Origin of the sequence: Paraburkholderia sp. J63 (assembly GCF_905220245.1) — a bacterium.
GTDB lineage: Bacteria > Pseudomonadota > Gammaproteobacteria > Burkholderiales > Burkholderiaceae > Paraburkholderia.
In genome coordinates this window covers 57,645-83,213 of record NZ_CAJMZF010000031.1, presented here as the reverse complement: position 1 = coordinate 83,213, position 25,569 = coordinate 57,645, and the positions used below count along the sequence as shown (strand labels likewise).

The window sequence follows — 25,569 nt, the reverse complement described above, 5'->3', positions numbered from 1 at the left end:
ACTAGATGTGCCATGGCGCCAGCATAAAGCAGTCGAAGTCAAAACGCAACTGAATGAGAATCATTTGCAATAAAACAGATTTTTGATCATCATACGGTTCGTCTCTTCAAACCGGATCAAGTCATGGACGTCTCTATTACCTCGGCGACCTCGGCAGCGCAAAGTCATGCCGCGAACCTCGCATTGCCCGCTCACGATGCCTTTTTCGAAACGCTGCTCGCACGTCAATCGTGCTGGCCGCTGACCGAGCCCGGCCCCCGCGATGCCGAGCTCGATCTGATTTTCGATGCCGCGCTTCGCGCGCCTGACCACGGACGCCTGCGTCCGTGGCGGTTTGCCTTCATTCGCGGCGAGGCGCGCGCCGAGCTGGCGGAAATTCTCGTCGATGTCGCAGCGGCCCGCGAGCCAGGTACGCCGCGCGCCGCCCATGAGCACCGGCGCCAGCGCGCATTCGCCGCGCCGGTCATCATCGCGCTTGGCGCGTCCATCGCCCAGGGCGGCCCCATTCCCGAACTCGAGCAATTGATGAGCGCCGGTGCGGCCGCGATGAACATGCTCAACGCCATCCACGCGCTCGGCTATGGCGGGTTCTGGGCAACGGGCGTCGACACCTACGATCCCCAGCTCCAGAGCGCGCTCGATTTCGAACCCTCGGATCGCCTGCTGGGCTTCCTGTTCGTCGGTACTCCGAAATCCGACGAACGCAGCGCGTTGCGCCCGCCGCGCAGCCATCACGTCCGCGAGTGGCTGGGACGCACCTCGATCTGAACCACCGAACCGGCCGTGCCGCCGGTCACGCCCGGCCGGCCCGCGATCGCGCGGCACTCCATGGAGACACGATGAATCCCTATACCCGTCCGACCGAACGCCAGGAAGCACCGGACGACGCATGGCTCGAACAGGCCGACGGACCCGAACAGCTCTTGCTGATCGCCATCCGTGCGTGGCTCAGGCCGCATTGCGGCGCACGGCACGGCACGCTGCGCTGGGGCACCCTCTTGCGCGACGCAGGGATGCCGCTGGCCGACATCCAGCATTTCGATCGCGCGATGCTTGCCATGACGGAAGTCGCAGTGCGTCCGCTCGACATACGCTGCCGCTGCGCATCGGATCTCGCGAGCGACGAGGCAATGCTGCTGCAAGCCATCGCACTGCTTCAGCGCGCTCGTGACGAAGCGGCAACGCGTTTGCTGCGACGTTCGCTTTCGCAAACCGCTGCAAACCGGCTGCTGATGTGTCTGCGCGAGCTGGCCGTCGCACTGGCAAGAGCCGGGGTCGAAGTTCGCGTCCGCGAGCGCGATTTCACCTATATGCACTGAGGAAACGAATGCCTTTTGCTGCCGATATAGATCTCGTTCGCAAAACCGCAAAGACCAGCGCAACCAGACGGCACCCGATCTACTCAACGCCCGCACTCGACTTCGTCGCCCTCTCGCACACGTCCCCCGCCCCGTTCCGGCAGGCCCTGCCCGCGCCCGGCGAGCTGTACTTGTGGCGATATCGCGCGGAGTGGCAAGCCATCCTGAACGACAATCCGCGCCTGTGCATCTCCAAAGCCGAATACCAATGGGCGAAGCATTACCCCAATTCCGCTTTGGCAAAACGCTATCTTGTCGGGTGCGCCGCGGTTCGCCTCGCGCTCGCGCCCATGCTCGCGTGTCCGCCCGGAGAACTGGAGTTCGGCAGCACCCGCGAAGGCAGCCTGAAGCTGCTCAATCCAGGCGCTGCGGCGGGGCTCCACATTCATATGGCATTCACCAGCCTGTGGGTGATCATCGCCGTCGGCACCACGCCTGTTGGAATCGGCTCCGCCATGCCCGCCCCGGGAATCGCGGAAACGACGGCTTTCGCTCCAAGGGCGCTGGACCGGCGCATCGTCATGGAGCAATCGCCGTTGGCGGGCCACGCTGGCGAACCGCACTGGCAAGCGCGACATGCGAGCCTCTGCGCGCTGACCGGGCGCACGACGTCCGAGATGGACCCCACATTCCTCAGGCAACCGGGCGCCGCCACCACGGCGCAGACGAACGACGGCAAGCGCTATCACGTACTCGATCTCCCCATGCCCGGCCGCATTTGCAGCGCCATCGCGCTCGCGGAACCGGCGTGGACCGTCTACGCATCGGGCTGGCTGCGAAACTGAAGCGGCTGGCCAGTCGTCCGGATCCCTATGTCGTGCGCCGCCGATGGCCATGCAGCCAGGAATAAAAATACTTCTCGTTCATTCAACCATTAGCGCCGTCCGCTCGCAGGCCGACTATGCTGTATGGACGCAAACGAAGCGGTGTTGGACGAGCACGCGGGAGGGACGATGAAAGCCGATCCGAAGGTCATCGAGTATCTGAATGCCGAGCTGAAAAACGAGCTCACGGCGATCAATCAATATTTCCTTCACGCGAGGCTCTACAAGCATTGGGGCCTCGAGGCGCTTGGCAAGCACGAATATGACGAATCGATAGAAGAGATGAAACACGCGGACAAGCTGATCGAGCGCATCTTCATGCTCGACGGCCTGCCCAACCTGCAAGACCTCAACAAATTGCTGGTCGGCGAAGATACGCTCGAGGTGCTGCAATGCGACCTCAAGCTCGAATACGCGGCGCAGGCGCAGTGCAAGGAAGCGATTGCCTACTGCGAGTCCGTGAGCGATTTCGTTTCGAGAGAGATTTTCGTCGAAATCCTCGACGACACCGAAGACCATATCGACTGGCTGGAAATCCAGATCGACCTGATCGACAAGGTCGGCCTCGAAAATTACCATCAGTCCGCAATGGGTCCACTAAGCTGACCGCCGTCACGGCAATCGGCGGAATTCGCGCACGCCCCGCATCGATTCGAGACGCTGGCAGATCGCCTCGAATTCGGCGGGCGTGACGCGCGACAGCGCAATCTGCACGTGATCGACTTCGCTGTCGTCTTCCGATTGCTGAACGATCAGTTGCTTGACCCTGACGCTGCCCGAGCCGAGCGCGCCGTGCACGCTATCGAGCGAAACGCTGCCCTTCTCGACGAACATCTGGATGCTGCGCTGCTGCCGAACGGCGATGAAACGTCGTTCGAGTGGCTTGACGCCCGCGAGGATGATGAGAATGATGATCGTCGCCGCGATGGACGCCGTATACATCCCGCCTCCCACCGCCAGGCCGACCGCGGCGACCGCCCAAAGGCTGGCTGCGGTGGTCAGGCCGCGGATCACCTCGCCGCGCAGCAGAATCGAGCCGGCCCCGAGGAAGCCGATGCCGGACACGACCTGCGCCGCCATTCGCGAAGGGTCGAGTACGACATTGGCCGTGCCAAGGACGTCCTTGAATCCAAACGCCGACACGATCATGACGAGCGCCGAGCCCACGCATACCAGCATATGCGTGCGCAATCCCGCGGCCCACGATAGCCGCTCGCGTTCAAATCCAATCACGCTTCCCAGCGCGGCGGCCATAACGAGCCGCGAAACCATTTCGAGCTGAGAGATCATCTTTTTTCCACCGGCAAATATCCCGCGCGCGCTGCCCGATCTAGATCGGCAAGGTGTCGAGTCCGGTCGGCAGCAGCGTCACGCAATTGTCACGTAAATGTCACAATCTCAATATTAACGCGATTTGCGATATGAGTGAAAATCATTCGCAACATAAGCGACTTTGCCGGGCGCATTGAAAGCAAAATGAATGAGCAATGAAATAACGATGAATGAAAAATCGATACGGGATAAAAGCCGTCAACAAGGCGTTTCGCTCGTCCTGTTCGACATGGACGACGTGCTGGTCCACTACGACCGGTCGGTGCGGGTGAATCGGCTCGCGAGGCTCTCGAATCGCACGCCAGACGAAGTGGTCCACGCAATCTGGGGCTCGGGACTCGAAGCGCAGGCGGACGCCGGATCGATCGACGATATGGCCTACCTTCGCCAAACCAGCGCGCTGCTGGGATGCACCGTGTCGCTCTACGACTGGCTGGAGGCGCGCCGCGAGTCGATGACGCCGAATGTCGAGGTGCTCGCGTTCGCCGCCGAAATATCCCGACGATGCCGGATTGCCGTGCTGACGAATAATCCCCGGCTGGTGGAAACGCACATTGCCGGATTGTGCCCGCCCATTGCGGAGCTTTTCGGTGCGCACGTCTATGCGTCCGCGTCGTTCAACGCAGCGAAGCCGTGCGCGGAGGTTTATCTGAAATGCGTCGGCGCATTGGGCGTGGCGCCCGCACAAACGTTATTCATCGACGATCTGGCCGTGAATGTTGAAGGCGCGCGCAACGCGGGGCTGTTGGGCCATCAATTCACCGGCCACCGCTTGCTTGCCGATGAACTGCGCGAACACCGGCTGCTAGATGAATAAGGCCATACGATGCGATGAAAACCGGTGGCCGATTTCGCGCAGAATCCCATCGGTATTTCGGCGCCGTTAAAAGAGTTTCTGCCACTGGCCCTGTTGCTGCATGTCCGCGCGCGTATTAATCTCGATCAGCACGCCACCCGGCGCACGGCAGAAAAATCGCGATCCGCGTGTGTTGTTGAATACTTCCGTTTCCATCTGCACACCGCCTTCGAGAAACTCGCGATAAAGCATCTGGACGTCTTCCAGCGTGTCGACTTCGAGGCCGAAATGGAAATTTTTCGGCCAGACCGGCGCCTCTTCCTCGGCGTGCTCGAGCACGATGTCGAAGTCATTGCGCTTGAGCAGACAGTGCTGACCGGCCGCCACAATCTCGCAGCCGAGATATTTTTCGAAGAACGCGGCGGTCTCGGCAACGTTGGCGGTGGGAAAGCTCAGGTGGTTGAGTTTAGCCTGCGGGTCAAGTTTCATAGTCAATAGATCTCACAAGATTTCGATGGCCGTACCGGCGCATTCACCGCCCTACACCATTCAGCGGCGTTTTCAGGCGGATGCGCCATGCAGGACATTTTGCGAGTCATGGCCCGGTTTTTAAACTCGCTTTAGCGGCGAGGGCTCGTGTGGTGTCGGAGCCCTTAACGGCGCGGGTTTTCGCGTGATGTCCGTCGCGGACGTGAATGTTTACTCACTTTTGCTCGTCGCCGATGCCGAGATAGCCGAACAAGGCGCGCCCGACGCGATGCTCCAATGCGCCGTGGCGTACCTCGCCGCGTTCCCCCGCTGCATCGACGAGGGCTCGCACGATGGCGAGCACATCCTCCGTCGCGATCTCCATGCTCGCCTGTGGCGGGATATCGCTACGAGACAGAATCTGCTGCACCAGTTCAAGAAAACCGGCCTTCGCGCTTGCGAGTTCTTTGGCAATCACGGGGCGGCCTTCCTCGAAATCGAGGGCGCGCGCCAGCGCCGGACGACGCAGTTGCTGGCGCACCGAAACCGATATGAGGTATTTCAACGCCGTCTGCCCCGTCGGCTGGTCGAGCGCGTCGCGGGCCTCGGTGTAGAACGTGATGTGCTCACGCAGACAGAGTGCGACGATGAGCGCGTCCTTGTTGGGGAAGTACTGGTAGAGCGAGCCGATGCTGACTCCGGCGCGCTGGGACACGAGATTGGTGTTCAAGCCATCCATGCCCCGGGTTTCGAGAATGCCGGCCGCGGCCTCCAGAATGGCCGCAACGGTGTATTCGGCGCGGGACTGCTGCGGGACCTTGCGCGGCTTGAGTGATGGGCGCCTCTTCGTTGGCCTCTTCGTCGTCATGCTTCTGGCAAGAGCTGGTTCGCCAGCTCGCCCAGATCATCCACGACGAAGTCCCACGCCTGCTCCGCTCCGAGGTCGGTTTCCTGATTCGGGCCATGCTCGGTTGGCCGCGCGACGAAAGCCGTCGAAAGACCCAGCCGGCGAGCCGCCGCGAGGTCCCCGTTATGAGCCGCAACGAGGCACAGCTCGGCGGGCGCGAGACCAAGAATCTCCACCGTCTCGCTGTACACCTTCGGCGAAGGCTTGTAAGCGCGCACCACTTCGGCGCCGAGAATGGCGTCCCACGGCAAGCCAGCCCGCTTGGCCATATCGACCATCAGGCGGATGTTTCCATTCGACAACGGGGCGACGATGAATTTTCGCTTCAGACGGTGCAGCGCCTCGACGGCATCCGGCCACGGATCCAGGCGATGCCAGGCCAGGTTGAGCGCATCGATCTCGGCGTCGGGGACCCCAACGATGCCGTTACGGTTCAGCACCTTCACGAGATTCTCGCGGTGCAGAACGTCGAGGCGCACATACGCCCGGCGTCCGCTGCGGATTTCCTCCATGGCAGGCGAGTATTCGCGTCGCCACGCATCCGCGAACTCGAAGGCATCGAGCTGGGGCGCGTAGCGATGCAGAAAAGCGGCCGCCTCTCGTGCGACACCGCTTCGCCAGTCCACGATCGTTCCAAAGACGTCGAATACGAGGGCCTTGATTTCGGTATGGTTCGTCATGGAGTCGAGCTTGGGCTAGTGGACGGGATGCACGGCGGCTGACGGAGTATCCTCCGTCAGCCGCCGCCCTTCCCGATCCAGCACGTCAATCAGGCCAGATCGAAGCGGTCCAGATTCATCACCTTGGTCCAGGCCGCGACAAAGTCCTCGACGAACTTCTGCCTTGCATCGTCGCTGGCATAGACCTCCGCCAGTGCGCGCAGCACGGCGTGGGAACCGAACACCAGGTCGGCGCGAGTGCCCGTGTACTTGACTTCGCCGCTCTTGCGATCGCGTCCCTCGAACAGCTCGGCCGTCGCGTCGGTGGGTTTCCAGACCGTGCGCGCGTCCAGCAGATTGACGAAGAAGTCATTGCTGAGCACGCCGACCCGGTCGGTGAACACGCCGTGACGGCTGCCGTCGAAATTGACTCCCAGCACGCGCAGGCCGCCGATCAGCGCGGTCAGTTCCGGTGCCGTCAGCGTGAGTTGCTGGGCCTTGTCGATCAAGCGGGTCTCGGTCGAGGGACCGCCCTCCTCGCGGCGATAGTTGCGAAAACCGTCGGCAACCGGTTCGAGGACGGCGGCCACTTCGACATCGGTCTGGTCCTGACGGGCATCGACACGACCGGCCACGAACGGCACGGCGACCTCGACATCTGCCGCCGCCGCGGCCTGCTCGATGCCGACCACGCCCGCCAGCACGATCACGTCGGCCAGCGAGGCCTTGCCCGAGGCTTGCTGGATGGCCTGCAGCTTCGGCAGCACAGCGGCGGCGATCTTGTTGACTTCCCAATCCTTCTGCGGCGCCAGCGCGAGCCGTGCCCCGTTGGCGCCGCCGCGCTTGTCGCCGCCGCGGAAGGTCGACGCGGACGCCCACGCCACCGAGACCAGTTCGCTGATCGACAGACCCGATCCGGCGATCTTCGCCTTGAGGTCGGCGATGTCGGCGGCACTCGGGTGGTGAGCCGGCGCCGGCAGCGGATCTTGCCAGAGCAGGTCTTCCTTCGGCACTTCCGGGCCGAGGTAGCGCGCCTTGGGTCCCATGTCGCGGTGGGTCAGCTTGAACCACGCGCGCGCGAACGCTTCGCTGAAGGCCTGCGGATCGTTGAGGAAGCGGCGCGAAATCTTCTCGAATTCCGGATCGAAACGCAGCGTGAGGTCGGTGACCAGCATGGTCGGCTTGCGCTTTTTCGACGGGTCGAACGGATCGGGAATGATCTCCGGCGCGTCCTTGGCTTCGAACTGGATGGCGCCGGCCGGGCTGCGCGTCTGCACCCATTCGTACTTGAACAGATTCTCGAAAAAGTGGTTGCTCCACTGCGTGGGCGTCTGCGTCCAGATCACTTCGAGACCCGACGTGATCGCGTCCTCCCCCGCGCCGCTGCCATAGCTGCTGCTCCAGCCGAGCCCCTGGGCTTCGAGCGGGGCGGTCTCCGGGTCGGCGCCCACATTGGTGGCGGCGCCGGCGCCGTGGGTCTTGCCGAGCGTGTGGCCGCCGGCGATCAGCGCGACGATTTCCTCGTCGTCCATCGCCATGTTGCCAAACGTCGCGCGGATGGCCGGCGCGGCCGACACGGGGTCGCCGCTGGCGTTCGGACCTTCCGGGTTCACGTAGATCAGACCCATCTCGGTGGCGGAGAGCGGGTTTTTCGCCAGCGTCTCCGGGTCGCGGTGGGTCAGCCACTTCGTTTCGTCGCCCCAGTTCACGTCCTGATCCGGCTCCCAGACGTCCTCGCGTCCGGCGCCAAAGCCGAAAGTGCGGAAGCCCGCGTTCTCCAGAGCCACGTTGCCGGCCAGCACGATCAGGTCGGCCCACGAAATCTTCTGGCCGTACTTCTGCTTGACCGGCCACAGCAGGCGTCGCGCCTTGTCGAGGCTGACGTTGTCGGGCCACGAATTGAGCGGCGCGAAGCGCTGCTGGCCGCGGCCGGCGCCCCCGCGGCCATCGACCATGCGATAGGTGCCCGCGCTGTGCCAGGCCATGCGGATGAACAGGCCGGCATAGCTACCCCAGTCGGCGGGCCACCATTGCTGCGAATCGGTCAGCAAGGACTTGAGATCGGCCTTGAGGGCACTGTAGTCGAGCTTCCTGAATTCCTCGCGATAGTTGAAGCGCTCGCCCAACGGATTGGAGCGATTGGAATGCTGGTTCAGCAAGTCGACGCGCAACTGTTTGGGCCACCAGTCGCGGTTTTGGGTACCGCCGCCGGCGACCGGCCTGGGCGCGGCGTGGAACGGGCATTTAGCGGCATCGGGCGTGGGGGTATCGATTGGCGTGCTCATATCTCCTCCATTCGCGTGTGGGGGCTTTAATATATCCGCTTCTGACGAAACACCCCAATTGAGCCTGCCAATGTGGCCGATAGCGGTAGCTGGCTTATGACTGACTTGTGGCCAGCGCAATGCGGTCCCCGGTCATTCAAACTCCGGATTTGCAGTTCCGCCTGCGTTAAATCGAGCTGAGAAGCCGTTTCCACGTTCCGCGAATACGCGTCGAGATGCGCTCCCGGCCGTGGACCTGATCGGCCAATTCGATCAACGCCCGCCGGACTTCCGGCTCGTAGCGTGAGAACGCTTGCTCCGGCGCGAACGGCGCGTTCTGCCGAATGACGGCATCCGGGAGTCTGAGCGCCGGTGCGCTGACGACGACGCGCATTTTCACCGAAGCGGCGACCCGGCGAAGCTGCTTCGCGCATCGGGTGCCGCCGTGCCCTCCGTAAGTCACGATCGCGGCGGGCTTGTCTCGCCACTCGTGGTAGAGATGGTCGATTGCATTCTTGAGCACGGCCGGGTAGCCCCAGTTGTACTGCGGCGTGACGAACACCACCGCATCGGCGCTCTTGATCTTGTCGCTCCAGGCCTGCGTGTGCGTGTGGCCATAGGGGCCACCCAGTGCCGGAAGCCCCGGCTCGTCGTTCATCGGAAGCGGCCAGTCAGCCAGATCGACGATCTCGTAAGCGAGGTCCGTGCACGAACGCCCGATCCCTGCAACCCACTCGGTAATCCTCGGGCAGTTCCGGCCGGCGCGTGTGCTTCCCATGATCAGGAGCACGGTCTGGTTTGCAGTCATCAATCGACCAATTTGCATGTATGATGCACGCATCATAGGTCAACGGACGGGCCAAGTAAAGCATGTATGATGCACGGAATATTGACGCGATCGCGTCGGCATTGATCGCACTCACCGGCTGCCTGAACAGCCCGCGGCAAGACGAGGTATTGCTACGCGTAGCCGGTGTTTCGCTGGACCGGGCGCTCTTTCCGCTGTTGGTACGGCTGGACATGGCCGGGGCGATGAGCGTTGCGCAGCTCGCCGAGCAGGTGGGCCGCGACGCTTCCACGGTCAGTCGCCAGCTTGCGAAGCTCGAACAGTCGGGCCTCATCGAGCGGCCGGCGATGCAAGACGACATGCGCGTGAGAGCCGCGGCCGTCACGGCCACCGGCAAGCGGACCCTCGCGGCGATCACCAAAGCACGACGCAAGCTGCTCGGAGAGCTGATCAAGGACTGGTCCGCCGAGGAGGCGCGTATGTTTCCCCTGCTGCTTCAAAAACTCGCGGATTCGATGAGGGAACGCCAGGAGAGCGAGGCGGGACGCTCGGTCTGAGCGACCAACGCTTCGCCGCGCGTTGTCGCTGCATCGGATCGCGCTCAATGCGCGAAGCTGATCGGCATCCCGCCGTCCTTGAGCGCGATGAGCTCGTCGCAGAAGCGGCCCGCCATGTTGATGTCGTGCAGCACCACCACTACGCCGCTGCCGCGCTCCTTGCTCAGCCGCCGCACGAGCGCGAGCACTTCGATCTGGTGCGCGATGTCGAGCGCGGAGTCATGGGCGGAAAACTCATCGGCAAAAAACTCGACAGACAACATTCATCAGCACAACAGATCAATGCGCGGCGAGCGGCGCGTGCGCCGCACCACCCGCACTCCCCGCCTCGTTCGCGCCCGCATATCGCGCGCTGAGATCCCCACCCGCGCCGGTTTCCACGAGCCGGCCATATTCGAGCTTGATATAGCGATCGGCGAGCGGGAAATAGCGGTCGTCATGCGTGATGACCACCACGGTCTTGCCCTTCGCCTTCAGCCCGGGCAGCAGCGTGCGATAGAACACCTCCTTGAAGAGCGGGTCCTGGTCCGCGGCCCATTCGTCGAACAGATAGAACGGCCGGTCCTCCAGATACGCGACCAGCAACGCGAGGCGCTTCCTCTGCCCTTGTGAAAGTTCGAGCGTGGAGAACGCGCCGTCCTTGATGCCGACCTTGTGATCGAGCTGCAGATGCACGAGCAGGTCCTGCGCCGTCTGGTCGAGCCCGTCGAAGCGCATGCCGAGCAGGCTGTCGAACAGGAAGAAGTCGCTGAACACTACCGAAAACAGTTGCCGGTAGCTGTCGCGATCGGCCTCGCCCACCGGCGCGCCATTGAGCACGATGCGCCCGCTTTCGGGCGCATAGAGGCCCACGATCATCTTCGCGAGCGTGGTCTTGCCGCTGCCGTTGCCGCCGATCAGATAGACGAGTTCGCCGGGCCTGAACGCGAGATCGATCGGTCCGAGCGTGAACACGTCGTTCTCCTTCTCGCGGAAGTAGCGATGCGTGACGCCATCGAGCACGATGCTCTCGAACGAAGCCTTCACCGGCGCGTCGAGGCCGTGTTCGAGCGGCAGTTCGGCGTTCACCTGCTCGATGCGCTCCAGCGCCACGCGCGCGGTGCCGATATTCGGAATCGCCGAAAGCAGCGACTCGATCGGCATGATCATGTAGAGGAACACCATCGCGTAACCCGACATCACGTGCGTATTCACGGGAAAGAGCCGCGCGACCACGAACAGCGTGATGCCGATGAAGGCGAACAGGATGAAGCTGCCCCAGCTCGCCGCCGCCGCGTAGAGCACGTAGCCGCGTGTGCGCTGCACGCGCACGGCTTCCACGTTGGTGGAAAGCGTGTCGTCGATGAAGGCGGCGCGGCGCAGGCGGTGCAGCTTCAGTTCCTTGGCGCCGTCGAAGAGCGCGCGGAAGTGGCGCACGAGATCGTCCTCGCGCTGGCGCGACGCGCGCAGGTGAAAGAGCGCGCGCCCGTTGGCGACGCGAAAGCCCGCCGCGCCGATGCCGATCGTGACGATCGCCACCAAGAGGATCTGCCACGACAGCACGCTCAGATAGGCGAGGCAGCCGACGATGACGGCGCTTTGCATCGCGAGCGCGGGCATGCGCACGAACAGCATCACGATGGCGTCGAGATCCTGCGTGAGCACGGCGAGCGAGCGCGCCGCGCCCTGCTGCTCCAGATGGCGGAACGAGGCGTCGCCGAGCCGCCGGATCGTCTGCATGCGCAGGCTTGCCTTGGCGCGCTGGCCGAGGTCCATGAAGAGCGTCTGCGAGACGGTGCGCGTGACGAGCACGAGCGCGCCGAGCACGACGAACTGCCAGCCGAGGCGCGCGAGCTGCGCCGTGGAGGCCGACAGCGCCTGGTTGATGAGCGCGACGAGGCCGGCGTTGCCGAAGCCGCTGACGAGACTGGTGACGAGCGCGACGAACAAGGTCCGGCGTGAATGGCGCGCGAGCTTCAAGAGCAAAGACATGAGTCTCCTTGAGACGGTGCATCAGGAACCGGGCCGGTCTTGCGCCGGACGCCGGAACATCGTGAGGATCAGATAGAGTCCGCCGAGCAGCGTGGCCATCACGCCGGCCGGCATTTCCTGCGGGAACAGCACCCAGCGGCCGAGCCAGTCCGAGCCGATCATCAGCGTCGCGCCGAATACGGCGGCGATGAACAGCAAGGGCACGGCGCGGCGGATGCCGAGCATGCGCGCCATGTGCGGCGCCATCAGGCCGATGAACGACAGCGGTCCGATCACGAGCGTCGCCACGGCGCTCAACAGCGCGCTCAGCAGCAAGAGGCCGAAGCGTGCGCAGGCGATGTGCACGCCGAGCCCCGCGGCGACCGCATCGCCGAGCGGCAGGATGTCCAGCCAGCGGCGGCACAGCGGCACGGCCGCGAGCGCGAGCAGCGCGCAGGCGGCCACCAGCGCGGCCATCCACGGCCCGACGTTGTAGGTCGAGCCCGCCAGCAGGTTGTAGAGAATGATGACGCGCGGATCGCCGCTCGATACCGCGATCACGGAGACGGCCTGGAACGCCGCGCTCAGCGTCATGCCCGCGAGGATCAGCGTGTCGGCAGAGAACGACGCGCTGCGCGCGATCAGCACCAGCGCGCACAGCGTGAGCATCGAGCCCGCCGCGCACCACGCGAGAAACGTCGGCAGCCCCGGATGCGCGGTAAGAAAGAGCGCCCCCGTCAGACCGAGCGCGCCGCCCGCGGAGATGCCGAGCAAGTCGGGGCTCGCCATCGGATTGCCGGTCATGCGCTGCACGATGCCGCCCGAGAGCGCGAGCAGCACGCCCACGCCCGCCGCCGCCACCACGTGCGGCAAGCGCAGGAACAACAGCGCAGCGGCTCCGTGCGCGTCGCCCCGTTGCCAACCCAATGACCAGCCCAGATGCCAGCCCGCGAGGCCGCGCCCGAGCGTGAGCGAAAGCGCGACGACCGACGTCAGCGCCAGCGCGCTCGCGAGCGCCACGATGCGCAGGCCGCGCGGCGAGAGCGGCGCGCTGCGCTGCGTGGGCGTTTGCGCGAGATTCGGGCGGCCGCGCAGACGGCGCAGCATGACCAGCAGGAGCGGCGCGCCGATCAGCGTCGTGATCGCGCCGGTGGGAATCGCCATGCCGAAGCGCGCCGTGCCTGGCTGCGCGAGTTGGTCGGCTAGCCACAGCAGCGCCGCGCCGATCAGCGGCGACCAGATCGCGCGCTCGCGCAGCCGTCGCGCGCCCGCGAGCCGTGCGATGGCCGGCGCCGAAAGCCCGACGAAGCCGATCACGCCCACCGCGCTCACCACGAAAGCGGCGATCAGCAGCGTGAGCCCGAGCGTGACGCCGCGCGTGGCGCGCAGCGAGACGCCGAGGCTCGACGCCACCGTTTCGCCGAGATCGAACACCGCCAGCGGCCGCAGACACAGCAGCAACAGCAGTGCGCACGGCACGAAGCGCCAGGCGAGCGCGAGCGCCACGCGCCAGTCGTGCTGCGCGAACGAGCCGCCGCCCCACACCAGCAGGCCGCTCAGCAGGTCGTAGTGCGAGATCGCCAGCGCGAGGCAGAACGCCCCGCCGCAGAGGTTCACGATCATACCCGCGAGGATCAGCGCGAGCGGCGACATCCCGCGCCGCGCCGCCAGCGCGAATACGGCGGCCAGCGCCGCCGCGCCGCCCGCGAGCGCGACCGCGTCGCGGCCGCCGGCGAGCAGGAACGGCGCGTAGACGGTGGCGAGCGCGAGCGCCAGCCACGCGCCCGAGAAGATGCCGAGCGTCATCGGTTCCGCGAGCGGATTGCGCAGCACCTGCTGGGTCGCGACGCCCGCGAGCCCGAGTGCGGCCCCGCACAGCAGCGTGACGGCCACGCGCGGAAAGTCGCCGTCGTGCACCAGCAGTTGCGCCACATCGGAGGCTGCGGGCGCGACGAGCGCCTGCCACCAGAACGCGGGCGCGAGCCGCGCGTCCAGACGCAGCGCGAACAGCAGTGCCGCGAGCGCGAACAGCGCGCAGACCGGCACGAGCGGCGTGCGGCGCATCGGCACGCAGGCCGCGGTCGTGACGTGCTTCATGCGACCTCCGGGGCGGGCAAGGCCGCCGGGCGGGCAACCGGTGATGCGCCAGGTGATGCGGCAGGCAGCGCGGCGAGCGCATCGACGAGCGCCTGCGCAAAGTACGCCGCGCTCAGAATGCCGCCTTCGGGCGGCACCTCGGCCATGCCGGTCATGCAGCCCGCGCCCGCGAACGGCATCGCTTGCCAGATGCGGCTCATGCGCATCATCGTCGCGGTCAGGGGGGGCAGCGGCTTCACGTACACGAGCGTCGCGCGCGGATCGGCGTCGAGCGCATCGAAGCCGATCATCGCCGAGGCCGTCGCGCGATCCGCCCCGCCCCACGCGTTGCGCAAGCCGAGTTGCGCGAGCAGCTCGCCGAACAGGCTGTGCGTGCCGAACACGCGCAGATGCGATTCGTCGATGAAGCGCGTCAGGTAGACGGGCGCGCCGCCGCCGGCGTTTGCGTACGCGGGCAACGCGTCGAGCCGCGCGCGCGCCGCCGCGATCGCGCGCCGCGCTTGCGCCACGGCGGCCTCGCCTTGCGCCGCGCGGTCGAACAGGCGCGCGAGGCGCATCGTCTCTTCGCAGGCGGCCGTGTACGGCGTGGGACTCGCGCGGAACATGCCGAGCGTGACCGTGGGCGCGAGGCGTTCGAGCACGCCACGCATCGACGCATGCGCGGGTGTGATGACGATGAGATCGGGTTCGAGTGCGAGCATCAGCTCCATGTTGGGCTGGAACATCAGGCCGAGATCGACCACGGAATCGGGCACCGGGCACGCCGTGAAATAGCGCCGGAAGCCCGGCGTATTCGCCATGCCCACCGGCACCACGCCGAGCGCGAGCGTGAGCTCCGCGAGGCCCCAGTCGAGCACGATCACGCGGCGCGGCGCGGCGGCCCGGACGCGCGCGCCGATGGTGAGGAACGCGCCGCCCAGCAGCGCGGCGAGCATGGCCCGTCGATTCATTGCATCAAACCGGAAAGAAGGGATTGACGGATCACCACTGATATTTCGCGCCCGCCAGCAGCAGGCGGCCTTGCCCCCAGTAGCAGTAGTTCGCGCCGGTGCACGAAGCGAAGTACTTGCGATCGAGCAGGTTCGACACGTTGAGCCACGTGGTCCAGCCCTGCAGGTTCGAGAAGCGGCGGCCGAGGTCGTAGCGCAGCGAGAGATCCACGAGCGTCGCCGACGCGGTCATGAACGAGTTCGTCGTATCGCCATACGAACCACCGATATAGCGCACGCCGCCGCCGAACAGCAGGCCCGCGAGCGGACCGGCCGAGACCGTGTAGTCGGCCCACAGCGAAGCCGTGTTGCGCGGAATGCCCACCGGCACCTTGTCGAGGCTCGCCGAGTTGCTCTTCGTGTTGAGCAGGTTCGTATAGGTGTAGCTCGCGATCAGTTGCAGGTTATTGGTGAGGCTGGCGTGGCCTTCCACTTCGAGGCCCTGCGAGCGCACCTGGCCCGTGAGCACGCTAAAGCCGTTATGGAGCGGATCGGAGGTCGCGACATTGTTTTCGGTGAGATGGAACGCCGACACCGTGACGAAGCTGTTATAGCCCTTCGGCTGCAGCTTCACGCCCACTTCATACTGCTCGGCCGTGAGCGGCGCGAACGCCTCGCCGCTAAAGGAGCTGCCGAACTGCGGCTGGAACGAGCGCGAATAGCTGAAGTACGGCGCGACGCCGTTATCGAACTGGTACGTGCCGCCCGCGCGCCACGTGAACGCGCGGTTGAACTGCGTGGTGGTCGCGCCGGTCTTGTACGAGGTCTGGTCCTCGTTGGCCCAGTCCTCGCGCGCGCCGAACAGGAACGACCACTTGCCGATGTCGAGCTGATCCTGCGCGTACACGCCAAGTTGCTTGATCGACGTGGCGTTCGACGTCGCGAACATGAAGCTCGGGTACGGGATCGTCTGTCCGTAGACCGGGTTGCTTTCCTGCAGGCCCGGCGTGGAAGTCAGATTGCCGTAGAAATAATGGTCGAACTGCAGGTTCTGGTAATCGAGACCGACCGTGACGTTATGTTTGACCGGCCCCGTATCGAACTTCGCGTTGAGCTGGTTATCCACGGTGTGCGAATTCACGCTGCCTTCGTTCAGATACGCGGTGCGCGCGAGCGTGTCGGTGCCGGGATTGAAGCCGTCGTTGCCCACGTACTGGATCGTCTGCGTGTTGCGCAGGAAGCGGTAACTCTGCTTGAACGACCACACGTCGTTCAAACGCTGCTCCAGTTGATAGCCGATCGACTCCTGGGTCTTGCGGAAGCTGTCCCACGTCGGCTCGCCCGGATATTCGCTGCGGCTCGTCCACGTGTACGGCACCGAGTTGTAGATGCCCGCTTCCGGGTCCGACTGGTAGTTCGCGAAGATCGTGAACGTGGTGTCTTTCGTGGGCCGGAACTGCAGGGTCGGCGCGATCGAGAAGCGCTGCTGGTTCACGTAGTCGGTCTGCGTGCCGGTGTTGAAGCCGTCGGCGCTCAGGCGGTAGAGCACCTTGCCGTCCTGGTCGAGCGGGCCGCTCATATCGAAGAAGCCCTGGATGCGGCCATAGCTGCCCGTTTGCAGGCCGATTTCATGGTACGGCGTGGCGGTCGGCATCTTGCTCACGAGATTGAGCGTGCCGCCCGGCGAGCCCTGGCCGTAGAGCACCGAAGCCGGACCGTGCAGCAGTTCGATGCGCTCGAACATATACGGATCGAAGCTCGTGACGTTGTAACCGAAGCCGCCGTTCGGGCCCGGCGTGCGCAGGCCGTTCCAGAACTCGTCGATCAGGAAGCCGCGCGAATAGAGATATTCGAGCGAGTCGGTGTTGGTGCCGCGCTGCTCGGGGTTGATGCCCGAGGTGTAGCGCAGCGCCTGCGCCACGCTCTGCACGCCCTGCACGTCCATCTGGTCGCGCGTGACGACCGAGATCGCCTGCGGCACCTTGATGATCGGCGTGTCGGTCTTCGTGCCGGCCTCGCTGCGCTTCGCCACATAGCCCACCACCGGGCCCGTGCCCGTTTCCGTGTCGCGCGTGCCCTGCACGACCACGGCCGGCAGTTGCTGGCCCGCTTGCGTCGATTGCGTCGATTGCGTCGATTGCGTCGATTGTGCCGCTTGTGCCGACGCTGCCTCGGGTGCCGCCGCTGTCTGCGCGCCGGCGATCTTCGCGATCGCCAGCGCTACGACCGCCGTGATCGTGCGCACCTTCATGCGCCGCGTTTTGCCCACGTCGTTATCCATGTGGTTCGATGACTCCCCGACCCGTCCCCGATTCATCCCATCCGCCCTGTTCAAAAATTTCAGATAAGCCTAATTACAAATAAGAATCATTAATGTTGTCATTCGTAAATCGGCATGCGGACGATAGAATACGGTCTGAACTTCGCCGACGTCCTGTCAATTCGTTACGCGAAGCCGTCGAAATCTGACGGTTTATCGACATATTCCCGGCTAACTCACAGAATGACCGAGATCTGGCAACGCTTTAACGGTATGCAGCGCCGATATCTCAAGCGTCCCGTCATCGCCAAACGCTATGACTTCGAGACCGGCGACAGCGAAAGCTGGCACTCGCACACGCACCCCCAGTTCGTCTACACGACGCGCGGCGTGCTGCGCGTCATCACGCCCGACGGCGCCTGGACGCTCGGCCCATACCGTGGCTTGTGGATCGCACCGTTCGTCGCGCACGAGTTGCAGGCGGTCAGCCCGGTAGTGATGTACACGGTTTATTTCGAAGTCGACATCGCGCCGCGCGACGAGCCGAGCTGCCACGTGCTGATGATTTCGTCGCTGCTCCACGAACTGGTGGCGGCGCTCGTGCTCGATCAGCAGAACGGCCAGCCCGAGCGCCGCTCCGCGTTGATCGACCCGCTGCTGCTGCGGGAGATGCGCGACGCGCAACTGGCCTCCGAAGGGTTGCTGCCGCTGCCGAAGGACCGCCGCCTGCAACAGATCTGCGGCCAGCTGATGGACGCGCCCGCCGACAACACGCCGCTCAACGACTGGGGCATGCGCGTGGGCGCGAGCGAAAGCACGCTGGAGCGCGCCTTCAAGGACGAGACCGGCCTCACTTTCGGCCAGTGGCGCCAGCGCTTGCGGCTGGTGGAATCGATCGCGCGGCTCGCCAAGGGCATGCCGGTCTCGACCATCGCCACCGAACTCGGCTATCGCAACTCCAGCGCCTTCATCACGATGTTCCGGCGCGCGATGGGCGAGACGCCGCAGCGCTTCCTGCGCAATCGCGGCGGCAGTCTGGAGGGGAGCGACGCGAAGCAGGCGCAATAAGCCGTGCCCGGGTCGCCGGCGCCCGTCCACGCTTCGAGCGCCTGCGCGAAAGGGGACGACAGTTGCTACACTTGTGCCGCAGCGAGGTGCAAGCAAAAGCGTCGCTGCTGCTCACCACGATCCGCCCGATCGCTGCCTTGTCAATGGAGAGGGCGCCACATCGCCCTTCCCAGCCCTGCCGGATCTCAACCAAGGAACGAGTTGACTACTGTAATTCTGAAACCCGACGAACCCGTGGACGTTGCATTGCGCCGCTTCCGTCGCGCCATTGAGCGCACAGGCCTGATCCCGGAACTTCGTGCCAGGACAGCCTATGAAAAGCCTACTGCGGAACGAAAGCGCAAAAAGGCTGCAGCGGTAGCGCGTGTGCGCAAGCAGATCAAACGGTCGTTACCGCCGAAAAAGCGCTACTGACCGAAGCGACGGCGGGCGGCGCGGATAAAACGGCCGCCCATCGCATCGCCCGGCTTGCTCACGCGGAACGTCGGCAAGGAGGCCGTACAGAGTGGCGAACGCCTGCTGGCGCAGTCCAGCCGTGAGCCATGTCTGATGAGAGGGGCAGGCAATCGGGGCCGCATTGGTCAACCACCTGAACGGCGGCATGGCGAAACAGTTACAAGTTAAGTCTTGACGCTGACACGCCTGCGCGGTTAGTGTGTTGTCCGAAGGTCAAGAAGTTCGATTGCTGTTCATCAATTGCTCGCTTCCCAGCGGTATTCGTTGTCCTCTCCCTCCTTGTCGCTTCATGTGCTCTCATTCAAGAGAGCGAATTTTCGTATTTTTCTCCCAGGGATTATTCATGGAAACCGGTACCGTTAAGTGGTTCAACGACAGCAAAGGCTTTGGCTTCATCACCCCGGACAAGGGTGGCGACGACCTCTTCGCTCATTTCTCCGAGATCAAGACCGACGGCTTCAAGACGCTCGCTGAAAACCAGAAGGTGAGCTTCGAAACGAAGCAAGGCCCGAAGGGTCTGCAAGCGGCTAACATCAAGCCGCTCTAAGTTTGAAGGACCCGGCGACCGACAACGGACGCCGGGTTGCAGCGACACCATCGCGGAGCGTTGTCTCCCAAAGTTGGCGCGATCGCCCCTGGCTGCCCCATCTATCCGGCAGCTGGCCAGACGCCATACGCCTCGTTGCACCTCACTCTTCCCCTCGGCTTCTACGCCTTTTCGCTTTCCGACTGCTCCAGATTCGGCTCGCAATGGCTTTGAATCGGCTCGCCTGTGTACGTTTCTCACGACACACGCGCGTTCGGATATCAATAAAATTAAAATGCAAAACAAACACTTTCAGCAATACAACGGCTATGCCGTTCAACCGTCCGCACATCGTTTGCCCGACGGTAGTTTTTCATCCAATCTGCTGCTCGAACGCACCGATAGCGCGCAATTCGAAGGCTGCTACCAGTTCTATTCGCTCGACTACTTCGCGAGCGAAGAACAGGCACTCGAGCACTCGACACGCTGGGCACGCAACTGGGTCGACACGCGCGGATAAAGCGGCTCCCGCTTGACGCGTCATTGGCGCCAGAGCGGGCGCAATCGCTCGCCCAAGCGCATGCGGCTCAAAAAAAGCCGGCCGTGAACGTCCGGTCGGCTATCATGCCATTCCTCTCCGAAGTCGCTCCCTTATGATTTCCGTCCGTAATGTCACGCTGCGCCGCGGCGTTAAAGTCGTGCTCGACCGCGCGTCCGTCACCTTCACCCCCGGCGAAAAGATCGGGCTTGTCGGCCGCAATGGCGCCGGCAAGTCGTCCTTCTTCGGCCTTCTCAATGGCACGCTGCACGAAGACAGCGGCGAGTTCTCGATTCCCGCTGCATGGAGGATGGGCCAGGTCGCGCAGGAGATGCCGGAGACCGAGCAGGGCGCGACGGACTTCGTGATCGAGGGCGACACGGCCCTGCTGGCTGCCCACGCCGAAGTCGCCGCCGCCGAGGCCAGCGACGACGGCATGCGCATGGCGCACGCCTATATGGCCCTGCACGACGCCGGCGCGCACGATGCCCCCGCACGCGCCCAGGCGCTGATCCTGGGACTGGGCTTTACGGCCGCGCAGCTTGAACAGCCGGTCAACAGCTTCTCCGGCGGCTGGCGCATGAGGCTTCAACTGGCGCGCGCGCTGATGTGCCCGTCCGACCTGTTGCTGCTCGACGAGCCGACCAATCACCTTGACCTCGACGCGCTGGTCTGGCTGGAAGCCTGGCTCAAGCGCTATCAGGGAACCCTGGTCGTGATCAGCCATGACCGCGAATTCCTCGACGCGGTCACGCAGGTGACGGTGCACGTCGATAACGCCAAACTGGTGCGCTACGGCGGCAACTACAGCAAGTTCGAAGACATGCGCGCCGAGCAACTCGAATTGCAGCAGGCCGCCGTGGCCCGCCAGGCGGACAAGATCGCCCATCTGCAGAAGTTCATCGACCGTTTCAAGGCCAAGGCCTCGAAGGCAAAGCAGGCGCAGAGCCGGGTCAAGGCGCTCGAACGCATGGAGAAGATCGCACCGGTGCTTGCGGAAGCGGAGTTCAACTTCGAATTCAAGGAACCGCTCAACGTCCCGAACCCGCTGTTGTCGATGCTGGACGCGAGCTTCGGTTACCCCGCGCCGGCTGACGCCCTGCCGGGCACGCCGCCGACGGTCATCGTGCAGGGCATCAATCGTTCCGTGCTGGCCGGGCAGCGCATCGGCATTCTCGGCGCCAACGGCCAGGGCAAGTCCACGCTCGTGAAGACGGTCGCGCACGCGCTGAAGCCGATTGCCGGCGAAATCAGCGAAGGCAAGGGCCTGAACATCGGCTATTTCGCCCAGCAGGAGCTGGACGTGCTGCGCCCGCTCGACACGCCGATGGAACACATGATCCGCCTCGCCAGGGACACGCCGGCGCACTTGCGCGCCCCGGGCCAGAGCGGCACCGAGCAATCGCTTCGCACCTTCCTCGGCACCTTTAACTTCAGTGGCGACACGGTCCACCAGGCCGTGAGCACGATGAGCGGCGGCGAAAAGGCGCGGCTCGTGTTGTGCATGATCGTATGGCAGCGCCCCAACCTGCTGCTGCTCGACGAGCCGACCAACCACCTCGACCTGGCCACCCGCGAAGCGCTAGCGATGGCCCTCAATGAATTCGAAGGGACGGTGATGCTGGTCAGTCACGACCGGGCTCTGCTGCGCGCCGTCTGCGACGAATTCTGGCTGGTCACGAGAGGCGGCGTCGAACCCTTCGACGGCGATCTGGACGACTACCAGCAGTTCCTGCGCGACGAAGCCCGTCGCATGCGCGAGCAGGCCGACGCAGCGCAGAAGGTTGTCGCCTGAGATTCCGCGCGACGCAGGAACGTCGCGCGTTCACCCTACCCCCCAACGTGCATGTCCATCTGCGCGAAGCTTTCCCGCACGCTCGCGCAAAACGCCTCGCCTGGCGTCGATAGCGGCTGCAACGCCGACGTGACCAGATAGAAATGATCGGGCACCAGCGGCTCGAACGGCTTGACGATCACGCGATGACTGGCGTACGCGGCCGTCACCGGATCGATCAACGCGACGCCGGCGCCGTTCGCCACGAACGCGACAATCGTTTGCGATAGCTGCGCCTCGATCGACAGCACGCGCGTCACGCCCGCCTCGACGAACACGCGGTCGATCGCGCTGCGCGCCTCGAAACTCGGCGGAAACGAAATGAACGGCTCGCCGCGCAAGTCGGCCGGCCGCACGAGGCGCTTGCGCACGATCCGGTGCTGGCGTGGCAGGATGCAGCGCATCGCGACGTCCGCCAGCCGTTCGCTGCGCACCGCGGGATGCGGCACGGGCTCGGCGATGAGCCCGACGTCGCATTGCCCCGACGCTACCTTGTCGACGACCGTGAATGCGCTGTGCGCGAGCAGCGTGACGTCGATGCCGGGATGCGCGTACGTGAAGCGCGTGAGGATCTCCGGCAGGAGATCGAGCGCGACAGCGGGCGAGCCCGCCACGCGCAGCGTGCCGAGCCGCATCGCGCGGATCTGCTCCGCGGCCTGCGCCACGCGATCGAGTCCGACGAACGCGCGCTCGACCTCTTCATAAAGCACGCGCGCCTGCGCCGTTGGCGCGAACCGGCCCGGCTGGCGCTCGAACAGCGCAAAGCCGACGCGTTCCTCGAGATCGGCAATGAGCCGGCTGACGGCGGGCTGCGAGATATGCAGCTCCCTCGCCGCGAGCGTCACGGTATGCCGCTGCATCACGGCGCGGAAGGCTTCGATCTGGCGGATTCTGAGCGTAGGCAAGTTCATAACATTGGATTATGGGCTGCTGAACAAGCTGTATTGGACCGCTAATTTTGCGTGGCCCAAGATGGGTTCCGTAACGAAAAGGAACCCAGGCTTCGGACCACTATGGCATATAACACGCAAACCTCGCCCGGATCGCACCGGCGCGCGCCATGACCGCGCGCGGTTTCGACGTCGTCGTAGCGGGCGGCGGTCTCGTCGGCATGGCCATCGCCTGGGGCGTGGCGCGTCAAGGCCTGCGCGTCGCGGTCTGCGACGGCGACGACATCGCGTTTCGCGCGGCACGCGGCAATTTCGGGCTCGTCTGGGTGCAGGGCAAGGGCAGCCGCTGCCTCCCCTATGCGCGCTGGTCGCGGTGCTCGTCCGAGCGCTGGGGCGCCTTTGCCGCACAACTGCAACGCGAAACGGGCGTGGACTGCGGCTTCGAGCGCCCCGGCGGCATCGAACTCTTCGAGCATGAGGCCGAACTGGAGGCAGCGGGCGCGCTGCTCGAATCGCTGCGCCGCCGCGACGCCGCGCTCACTTATGAAGCGCTCGATCGCGCGGCGCTGCGCAAGCGCGTGCCCGCCGCGTCCGAGCGGCTCGCGGGCGCGCTCTGGTCGCCGCACGACGGCCATGCCAATCCCCTTTACACGCTGCGTGCGCTGCTTCAGGCGCTGCTCGCCAGCGGCGGTGTCTACCTGCCCCGCAACACGGTTCGCGAGATCCGTCCGCGCGCCGGGCGTTTCGAGATCGACACGCCCGCCGGTCCGCTCGAAGCCGCCCGCGTGGTGCTCGCGGCCGGCCTCGACAACGCCAGGCTCGCGCCGATGGTCGACGTTCACGCGCCCATCTCGCCCTTGCGCGGCCAGATCATGGTCACGGAGCGGCTCGCCCCGTTTCTCGCCTATCCCACGCTCGTCGTCCGGCAAACCCAGGAGGGTTCCGTGCTGCTTGGCGATTCGGCCGAAGACGTCGGCTTCGACGATGGCCAGACACGCGCCGCGATGGCCGATATCGCGCGCCGCGCGCGCACCGCCTTTCCGGCGCTCGCGCACGCACGCATCGTGCGCGCGTGGGGCGCGCTGCGCATCATGACGCCCGACGGTCTGCCCGTCTACGAGGAATCGCGCGCCCATCCCGGCGCTTTCGTTGCGATCTGCCACAGCGGCGTGACGCTTGCCGCCGTCCATGCCGACCTCGTCGCGCCCTGGATCGCGGGCGGTGCGCCGCCCGCCGATCTGCACGCCTTTACCACGGCGCGCTTTACCGCGCCTCAGGACGCCCCGCATGTTTGAGCCCATCGACTCCACCACCGCCGGCGCAAGCGCGCGCATTCAGATCGACGGCATCGCGCACGACGTCCCGGCGCATTACAACGTTGCGGCCGCGCTGCTCGCGAACGGCGTGAGCGCATGTCGTGCGAGCGCGGTCAGCGGCGCTTCGCGCGGCCCGTTCTGCATGATGGGCGTCTGCTTCGACTGCCTCGTCGAGATCGATGGCGTGCCCAACGTCCAGGCCTGCATGACGCCGGTGCGTGACGGCATGCAGATCCGCGCGATGAACGGCAAGGCGAGGCTCGCATGACCCGACGCCAATGCGACCTGCTGATCGTCGGCGCGGGCCCCGCGGGCATGGCCGCCGCCACGGCCGCGCGCGCGGCCGGACTCAGCGTCATCGTGGCCGATGAAGGCCGCTCGCCGGGCGGCCAGATTTATCGCGGTCTCGCCGACGCGCCCGCGCATCTCGCGCAATGGCTCGGCAAGGATTACGCGGCGGGGCGCCCGCTGATCGACGGCCTGCTCGCGAGCGGCGCGCAGTATTTGCCGCGCAGCGTCGTCTGGCAGATCGCGTTCGAGCCGGAGCCCGTGGCAATGCTGACGCAAAGCGCGCCGTCGGGTGGCACGCTCGAAGTCGGCGCGCGGGCCGTCCTGATCGCGGCCGGCGCACAGGAGCGTCCCTGGCCGGTACGCGGCTGGACCCTCCCCGGCGTCATGGGCGCGGGCGCCGCGCAAATCCTGCTGAAATCCGCGGGCCTCGCGCCCTCGGACGATGCGGTTCTCGCAGGCAGCGGCCCGCTGCTCTGGCTATTCGCGGCCCAGTTGCTGAACGCGGGCCGGCGCGTGCGCGCGCTGGTCGATACGACACCGCGCAATGCCTGGCGTCGCGCCATACCACATGCATTGCCCGCGCTGCGCGCCACCGACTATCTGCTCAAAGGCTGGCGCATGCTACGCGCCGTGCGCCGCGCCGGCATTCCCGTGTACCGGCACGCAAGCGGATTCGAAATCGACGGCAACGGGCAGGCCGAGCGCGTCCGCTTTCGTGACGCCAATGGAACCGCGCAGACGCTCGAGACCACGCTCGTGTTGCTGCATCAAGGCGTGATCCCGTCGACCCAGCTCGCCCGCTCGGTGGGTTGTGCGCACGAATGGGACGCGCACGCAGCCTGCTGGCGTCCGCAATGCGATAGCCATGGCCGCAGCAGCGTGCCCGGCATCTGGATTGCCGGCGATGGCGCAGGCATCGGCGGCGCGCAGGCCGCGGCGCTCGCGGGCGAAATCGCGGCGCTCGATATCGCCCGATCGTTAGGTATGCTTGACGAACCCACGCAAGCCGCGCGCTCGCGCCCGCCGCTGCGCGCACTGCAACGCCATCTTGCGGTGCGCCCTCTGCTCGATGCGCTCTATACACCGCCCGTCACGTTGCGCCGCCCGGACGACGCGACGATCGTCTGCCGGTGCGAAGAGGTCACGGCCGGCGAGATCCGCCGGCTCGCCGAACTCGGTTGCCAGGGGCCGAACCAGATGAAAGCCTTCACGCGCTGCGGGATGGGCCCGTGCCAGGGCCGCTGGTGCGCAACGACCGTGAGCGAGCTGATTGCGCAAGTCCAGCATCGCGACGTCGCCGAGGTCGGCCATTACCGGATTCGAGCGCCCATCAAGCCCATCACCGTCGGCGAGATGGCCGACGCCCTCGAACTCGCAGACGATTTCAGGCGCGGCGATTTTCCGAGCTGAAACGCCACCGCCGTTCGCTGCCGCCGTTATTACGCCGCCCCGCCCCACACCT

General features: G+C 65.2%; 25 protein-coding genes and 1 pseudogene. 14 read left to right on the top strand and 12 right to left on the bottom strand.

Annotation, left to right across the window (positions count from 1 at the left end):
- The first annotated feature begins 123 nt into the window (after positions 1-123).
- The 4 genes from U5775_RS27325 (at position 124) to bfr (ending at position 2,788) form a co-directional block, all read left to right on the top strand.
- Entirely contained in the window at positions 124-768 is a 645-nt protein-coding gene (locus U5775_RS27325; protein ID WP_322061227.1) for a nitroreductase, read from the top strand.
- A 71-nt stretch (positions 769-839) separates the two neighbouring features.
- Positions 840-1,319, top strand: coding sequence for a hypothetical protein (locus U5775_RS27320; protein ID WP_322061226.1), 480 nt, complete (start codon positions 840-842; stop codon positions 1,317-1,319).
- A gap of 8 nt (positions 1,320-1,327) precedes the next feature.
- Positions 1,328-2,143 (top strand): hypothetical protein, encoded by an 816-nt coding sequence (locus tag U5775_RS27315; RefSeq protein WP_322061225.1) that lies wholly within the window; start codon positions 1,328-1,330, stop codon positions 2,141-2,143.
- Between the two features lie 168 nt (positions 2,144-2,311).
- Positions 2,312-2,788: a bacterioferritin gene (gene bfr, locus U5775_RS27310; RefSeq protein WP_322061224.1), complete on the top strand. Its 477-nt coding sequence runs from the start codon at positions 2,312-2,314 to the stop codon at positions 2,786-2,788.
- Between the two features lie 6 nt (positions 2,789-2,794).
- Here bfr and U5775_RS27305 read toward each other — a convergent pair whose 3' ends face one another.
- The gene (locus U5775_RS27305; RefSeq protein ID WP_322061223.1) at positions 2,795-3,472 is read right to left on the bottom strand and encodes an MgtC/SapB family protein; all 678 of its coding nucleotides are present in this window, start codon (positions 3,470-3,472) and stop codon (positions 2,795-2,797) included.
- A gap of 208 nt (positions 3,473-3,680) precedes the next feature.
- On the opposite strand from U5775_RS27305, the gene U5775_RS27300 reads away from it, so the two are divergent.
- Positions 3,681-4,331: an HAD family hydrolase gene (locus U5775_RS27300; RefSeq protein ID WP_415913664.1), complete on the top strand. Its 651-nt coding sequence runs from the start codon at positions 3,681-3,683 to the stop codon at positions 4,329-4,331.
- Positions 4,332-4,397: 66 nt separating this feature from the next.
- Here U5775_RS27300 and U5775_RS27295 read toward each other — a convergent pair whose 3' ends face one another.
- From U5775_RS27295 to U5775_RS27275, 5 genes are all read right to left on the bottom strand, one after another.
- Positions 4,398-4,799: a VOC family protein gene (locus U5775_RS27295; RefSeq protein ID WP_322061221.1), complete on the bottom strand. Its 402-nt coding sequence runs from the start codon at positions 4,797-4,799 to the stop codon at positions 4,398-4,400.
- Positions 4,800-5,013: 214 nt separating this feature from the next.
- Positions 5,014-5,646 carry a TetR/AcrR family transcriptional regulator gene (locus U5775_RS27290; RefSeq protein WP_322061220.1) on the bottom strand — a complete coding sequence of 211 codons (633 nt, stop codon included), beginning with the start codon at positions 5,644-5,646 and terminating at the stop codon, positions 5,014-5,016.
- Positions 5,643-6,365 (bottom strand): haloacid dehalogenase type II, encoded by a 723-nt coding sequence (locus U5775_RS27285; RefSeq protein WP_322061219.1) that lies wholly within the window; start codon positions 6,363-6,365, stop codon positions 5,643-5,645. The genes U5775_RS27290 and U5775_RS27285 overlap by 4 nt, the downstream gene beginning before the upstream one ends.
- Positions 6,366-6,454: 89 nt before the next feature.
- Positions 6,455-8,629 (bottom strand): catalase/peroxidase HPI, encoded by a 2,175-nt coding sequence (gene katG / locus U5775_RS27280; protein ID WP_322061218.1) that lies wholly within the window; start codon positions 8,627-8,629, stop codon positions 6,455-6,457.
- Between the two features lie 166 nt (positions 8,630-8,795).
- Positions 8,796-9,434 carry an NAD(P)H-dependent oxidoreductase gene (locus U5775_RS27275; RefSeq protein ID WP_322061217.1) on the bottom strand — a complete coding sequence of 213 codons (639 nt, stop codon included), beginning with the start codon at positions 9,432-9,434 and terminating at the stop codon, positions 8,796-8,798.
- A gap of 44 nt (positions 9,435-9,478) precedes the next feature.
- Between U5775_RS27275 and U5775_RS27270 the strand changes: the two genes are divergently transcribed.
- Entirely contained in the window at positions 9,479-9,952 is a 474-nt protein-coding gene (locus tag U5775_RS27270) for a MarR family winged helix-turn-helix transcriptional regulator (RefSeq protein WP_322061216.1), read from the top strand.
- 71 nt (positions 9,953-10,023) lie between these two features.
- On the opposite strand, the pseudogene U5775_RS27265 reads toward U5775_RS27270, so the two are convergent.
- The 5 genes and pseudogenes from U5775_RS27265 to U5775_RS27245 all read right to left on the bottom strand — a co-directional run.
- A pseudogene (locus U5775_RS27265) lies at positions 10,024-10,170 on the bottom strand (Fe3+-hydroxamate ABC transporter ATP-binding protein FhuC); the annotation flags it as partial.
- A gap of 61 nt (positions 10,171-10,231) precedes the next feature.
- Entirely contained in the window at positions 10,232-11,923 is a 1,692-nt protein-coding gene (locus U5775_RS27260; RefSeq protein WP_322061215.1) for a cyclic peptide export ABC transporter, read from the bottom strand.
- 21 nt (positions 11,924-11,944) lie between these two features.
- Positions 11,945-13,999 (bottom strand): Fe(3+)-hydroxamate ABC transporter permease FhuB, encoded by a 2,055-nt coding sequence (fhuB, locus tag U5775_RS27255; protein WP_322061214.1) that lies wholly within the window; start codon positions 13,997-13,999, stop codon positions 11,945-11,947.
- Positions 13,996-14,949, bottom strand: a complete 954-nt coding sequence (locus U5775_RS27250) for an ABC transporter substrate-binding protein (protein WP_322061213.1) — start codon at positions 14,947-14,949, stop codon at positions 13,996-13,998. The genes fhuB and U5775_RS27250 overlap by 4 nt, the downstream gene beginning before the upstream one ends.
- 31 nt (positions 14,950-14,980) lie before the next feature.
- Entirely contained in the window at positions 14,981-17,209 is a 2,229-nt protein-coding gene (locus U5775_RS27245; protein ID WP_322061212.1) for a TonB-dependent siderophore receptor, read from the bottom strand.
- A 222-nt stretch (positions 17,210-17,431) separates the two neighbouring features.
- Here U5775_RS27245 and U5775_RS27240 point away from each other — a divergent pair, with 222 nt between their 5' ends.
- From U5775_RS27240 to U5775_RS27220, 5 genes are all read left to right on the top strand, one after another.
- Entirely contained in the window at positions 17,432-18,256 is an 825-nt protein-coding gene (locus tag U5775_RS27240; RefSeq protein WP_322061211.1) for a helix-turn-helix transcriptional regulator, read from the top strand.
- A gap of 201 nt (positions 18,257-18,457) precedes the next feature.
- Complete coding sequence (rpsU, locus tag U5775_RS27235; RefSeq protein WP_322061210.1) at positions 18,458-18,670, top strand: 30S ribosomal protein S21; 213 nt, start codon at positions 18,458-18,460, stop codon at positions 18,668-18,670.
- A gap of 385 nt (positions 18,671-19,055) precedes the next feature.
- A complete protein-coding gene (locus U5775_RS27230) occupies positions 19,056-19,259 on the top strand; it encodes a cold-shock protein (RefSeq protein WP_065065051.1) in 204 nt (67 codons plus the stop codon).
- 274 nt (positions 19,260-19,533) lie between these two features.
- Positions 19,534-19,758 carry a hypothetical protein gene (locus U5775_RS27225; protein WP_322061209.1) on the top strand — a complete coding sequence of 75 codons (225 nt, stop codon included), beginning with the start codon at positions 19,534-19,536 and terminating at the stop codon, positions 19,756-19,758.
- Between the two features lie 133 nt (positions 19,759-19,891).
- Complete coding sequence (locus U5775_RS27220) at positions 19,892-21,571, top strand: ABC-F family ATP-binding cassette domain-containing protein (RefSeq protein WP_322061208.1); 1,680 nt, start codon at positions 19,892-19,894, stop codon at positions 21,569-21,571.
- A gap of 35 nt (positions 21,572-21,606) precedes the next feature.
- Here U5775_RS27220 and U5775_RS27215 read toward each other — a convergent pair whose 3' ends face one another.
- A complete protein-coding gene (locus U5775_RS27215; RefSeq protein WP_322061207.1) occupies positions 21,607-22,521 on the bottom strand; it encodes a LysR substrate-binding domain-containing protein in 915 nt (304 codons plus the stop codon).
- 149 nt (positions 22,522-22,670) lie between these two features.
- Between U5775_RS27215 and U5775_RS27210 the strand changes: the two genes are divergently transcribed.
- From U5775_RS27210 to U5775_RS27200, 3 genes are read left to right on the top strand one after another with little or no spacing between them, the layout of a single operon-like run.
- Positions 22,671-23,795 (top strand): FAD-dependent oxidoreductase, encoded by a 1,125-nt coding sequence (locus U5775_RS27210; protein ID WP_322061206.1) that lies wholly within the window; start codon positions 22,671-22,673, stop codon positions 23,793-23,795.
- Positions 23,788-24,084 (top strand): (2Fe-2S)-binding protein, encoded by a 297-nt coding sequence (locus U5775_RS27205; RefSeq protein WP_322061205.1) that lies wholly within the window; start codon positions 23,788-23,790, stop codon positions 24,082-24,084. The genes U5775_RS27210 and U5775_RS27205 overlap by 8 nt, the downstream gene beginning before the upstream one ends.
- The gene (locus U5775_RS27200) at positions 24,081-25,517 is read left to right on the top strand and encodes an NAD(P)/FAD-dependent oxidoreductase (RefSeq protein WP_322061204.1); all 1,437 of its coding nucleotides are present in this window, start codon (positions 24,081-24,083) and stop codon (positions 25,515-25,517) included. Before U5775_RS27205 ends, U5775_RS27200 begins: the two co-directional genes overlap by 4 nt.
- The last annotated feature ends 52 nt before the right edge of the window (positions 25,518-25,569 follow it).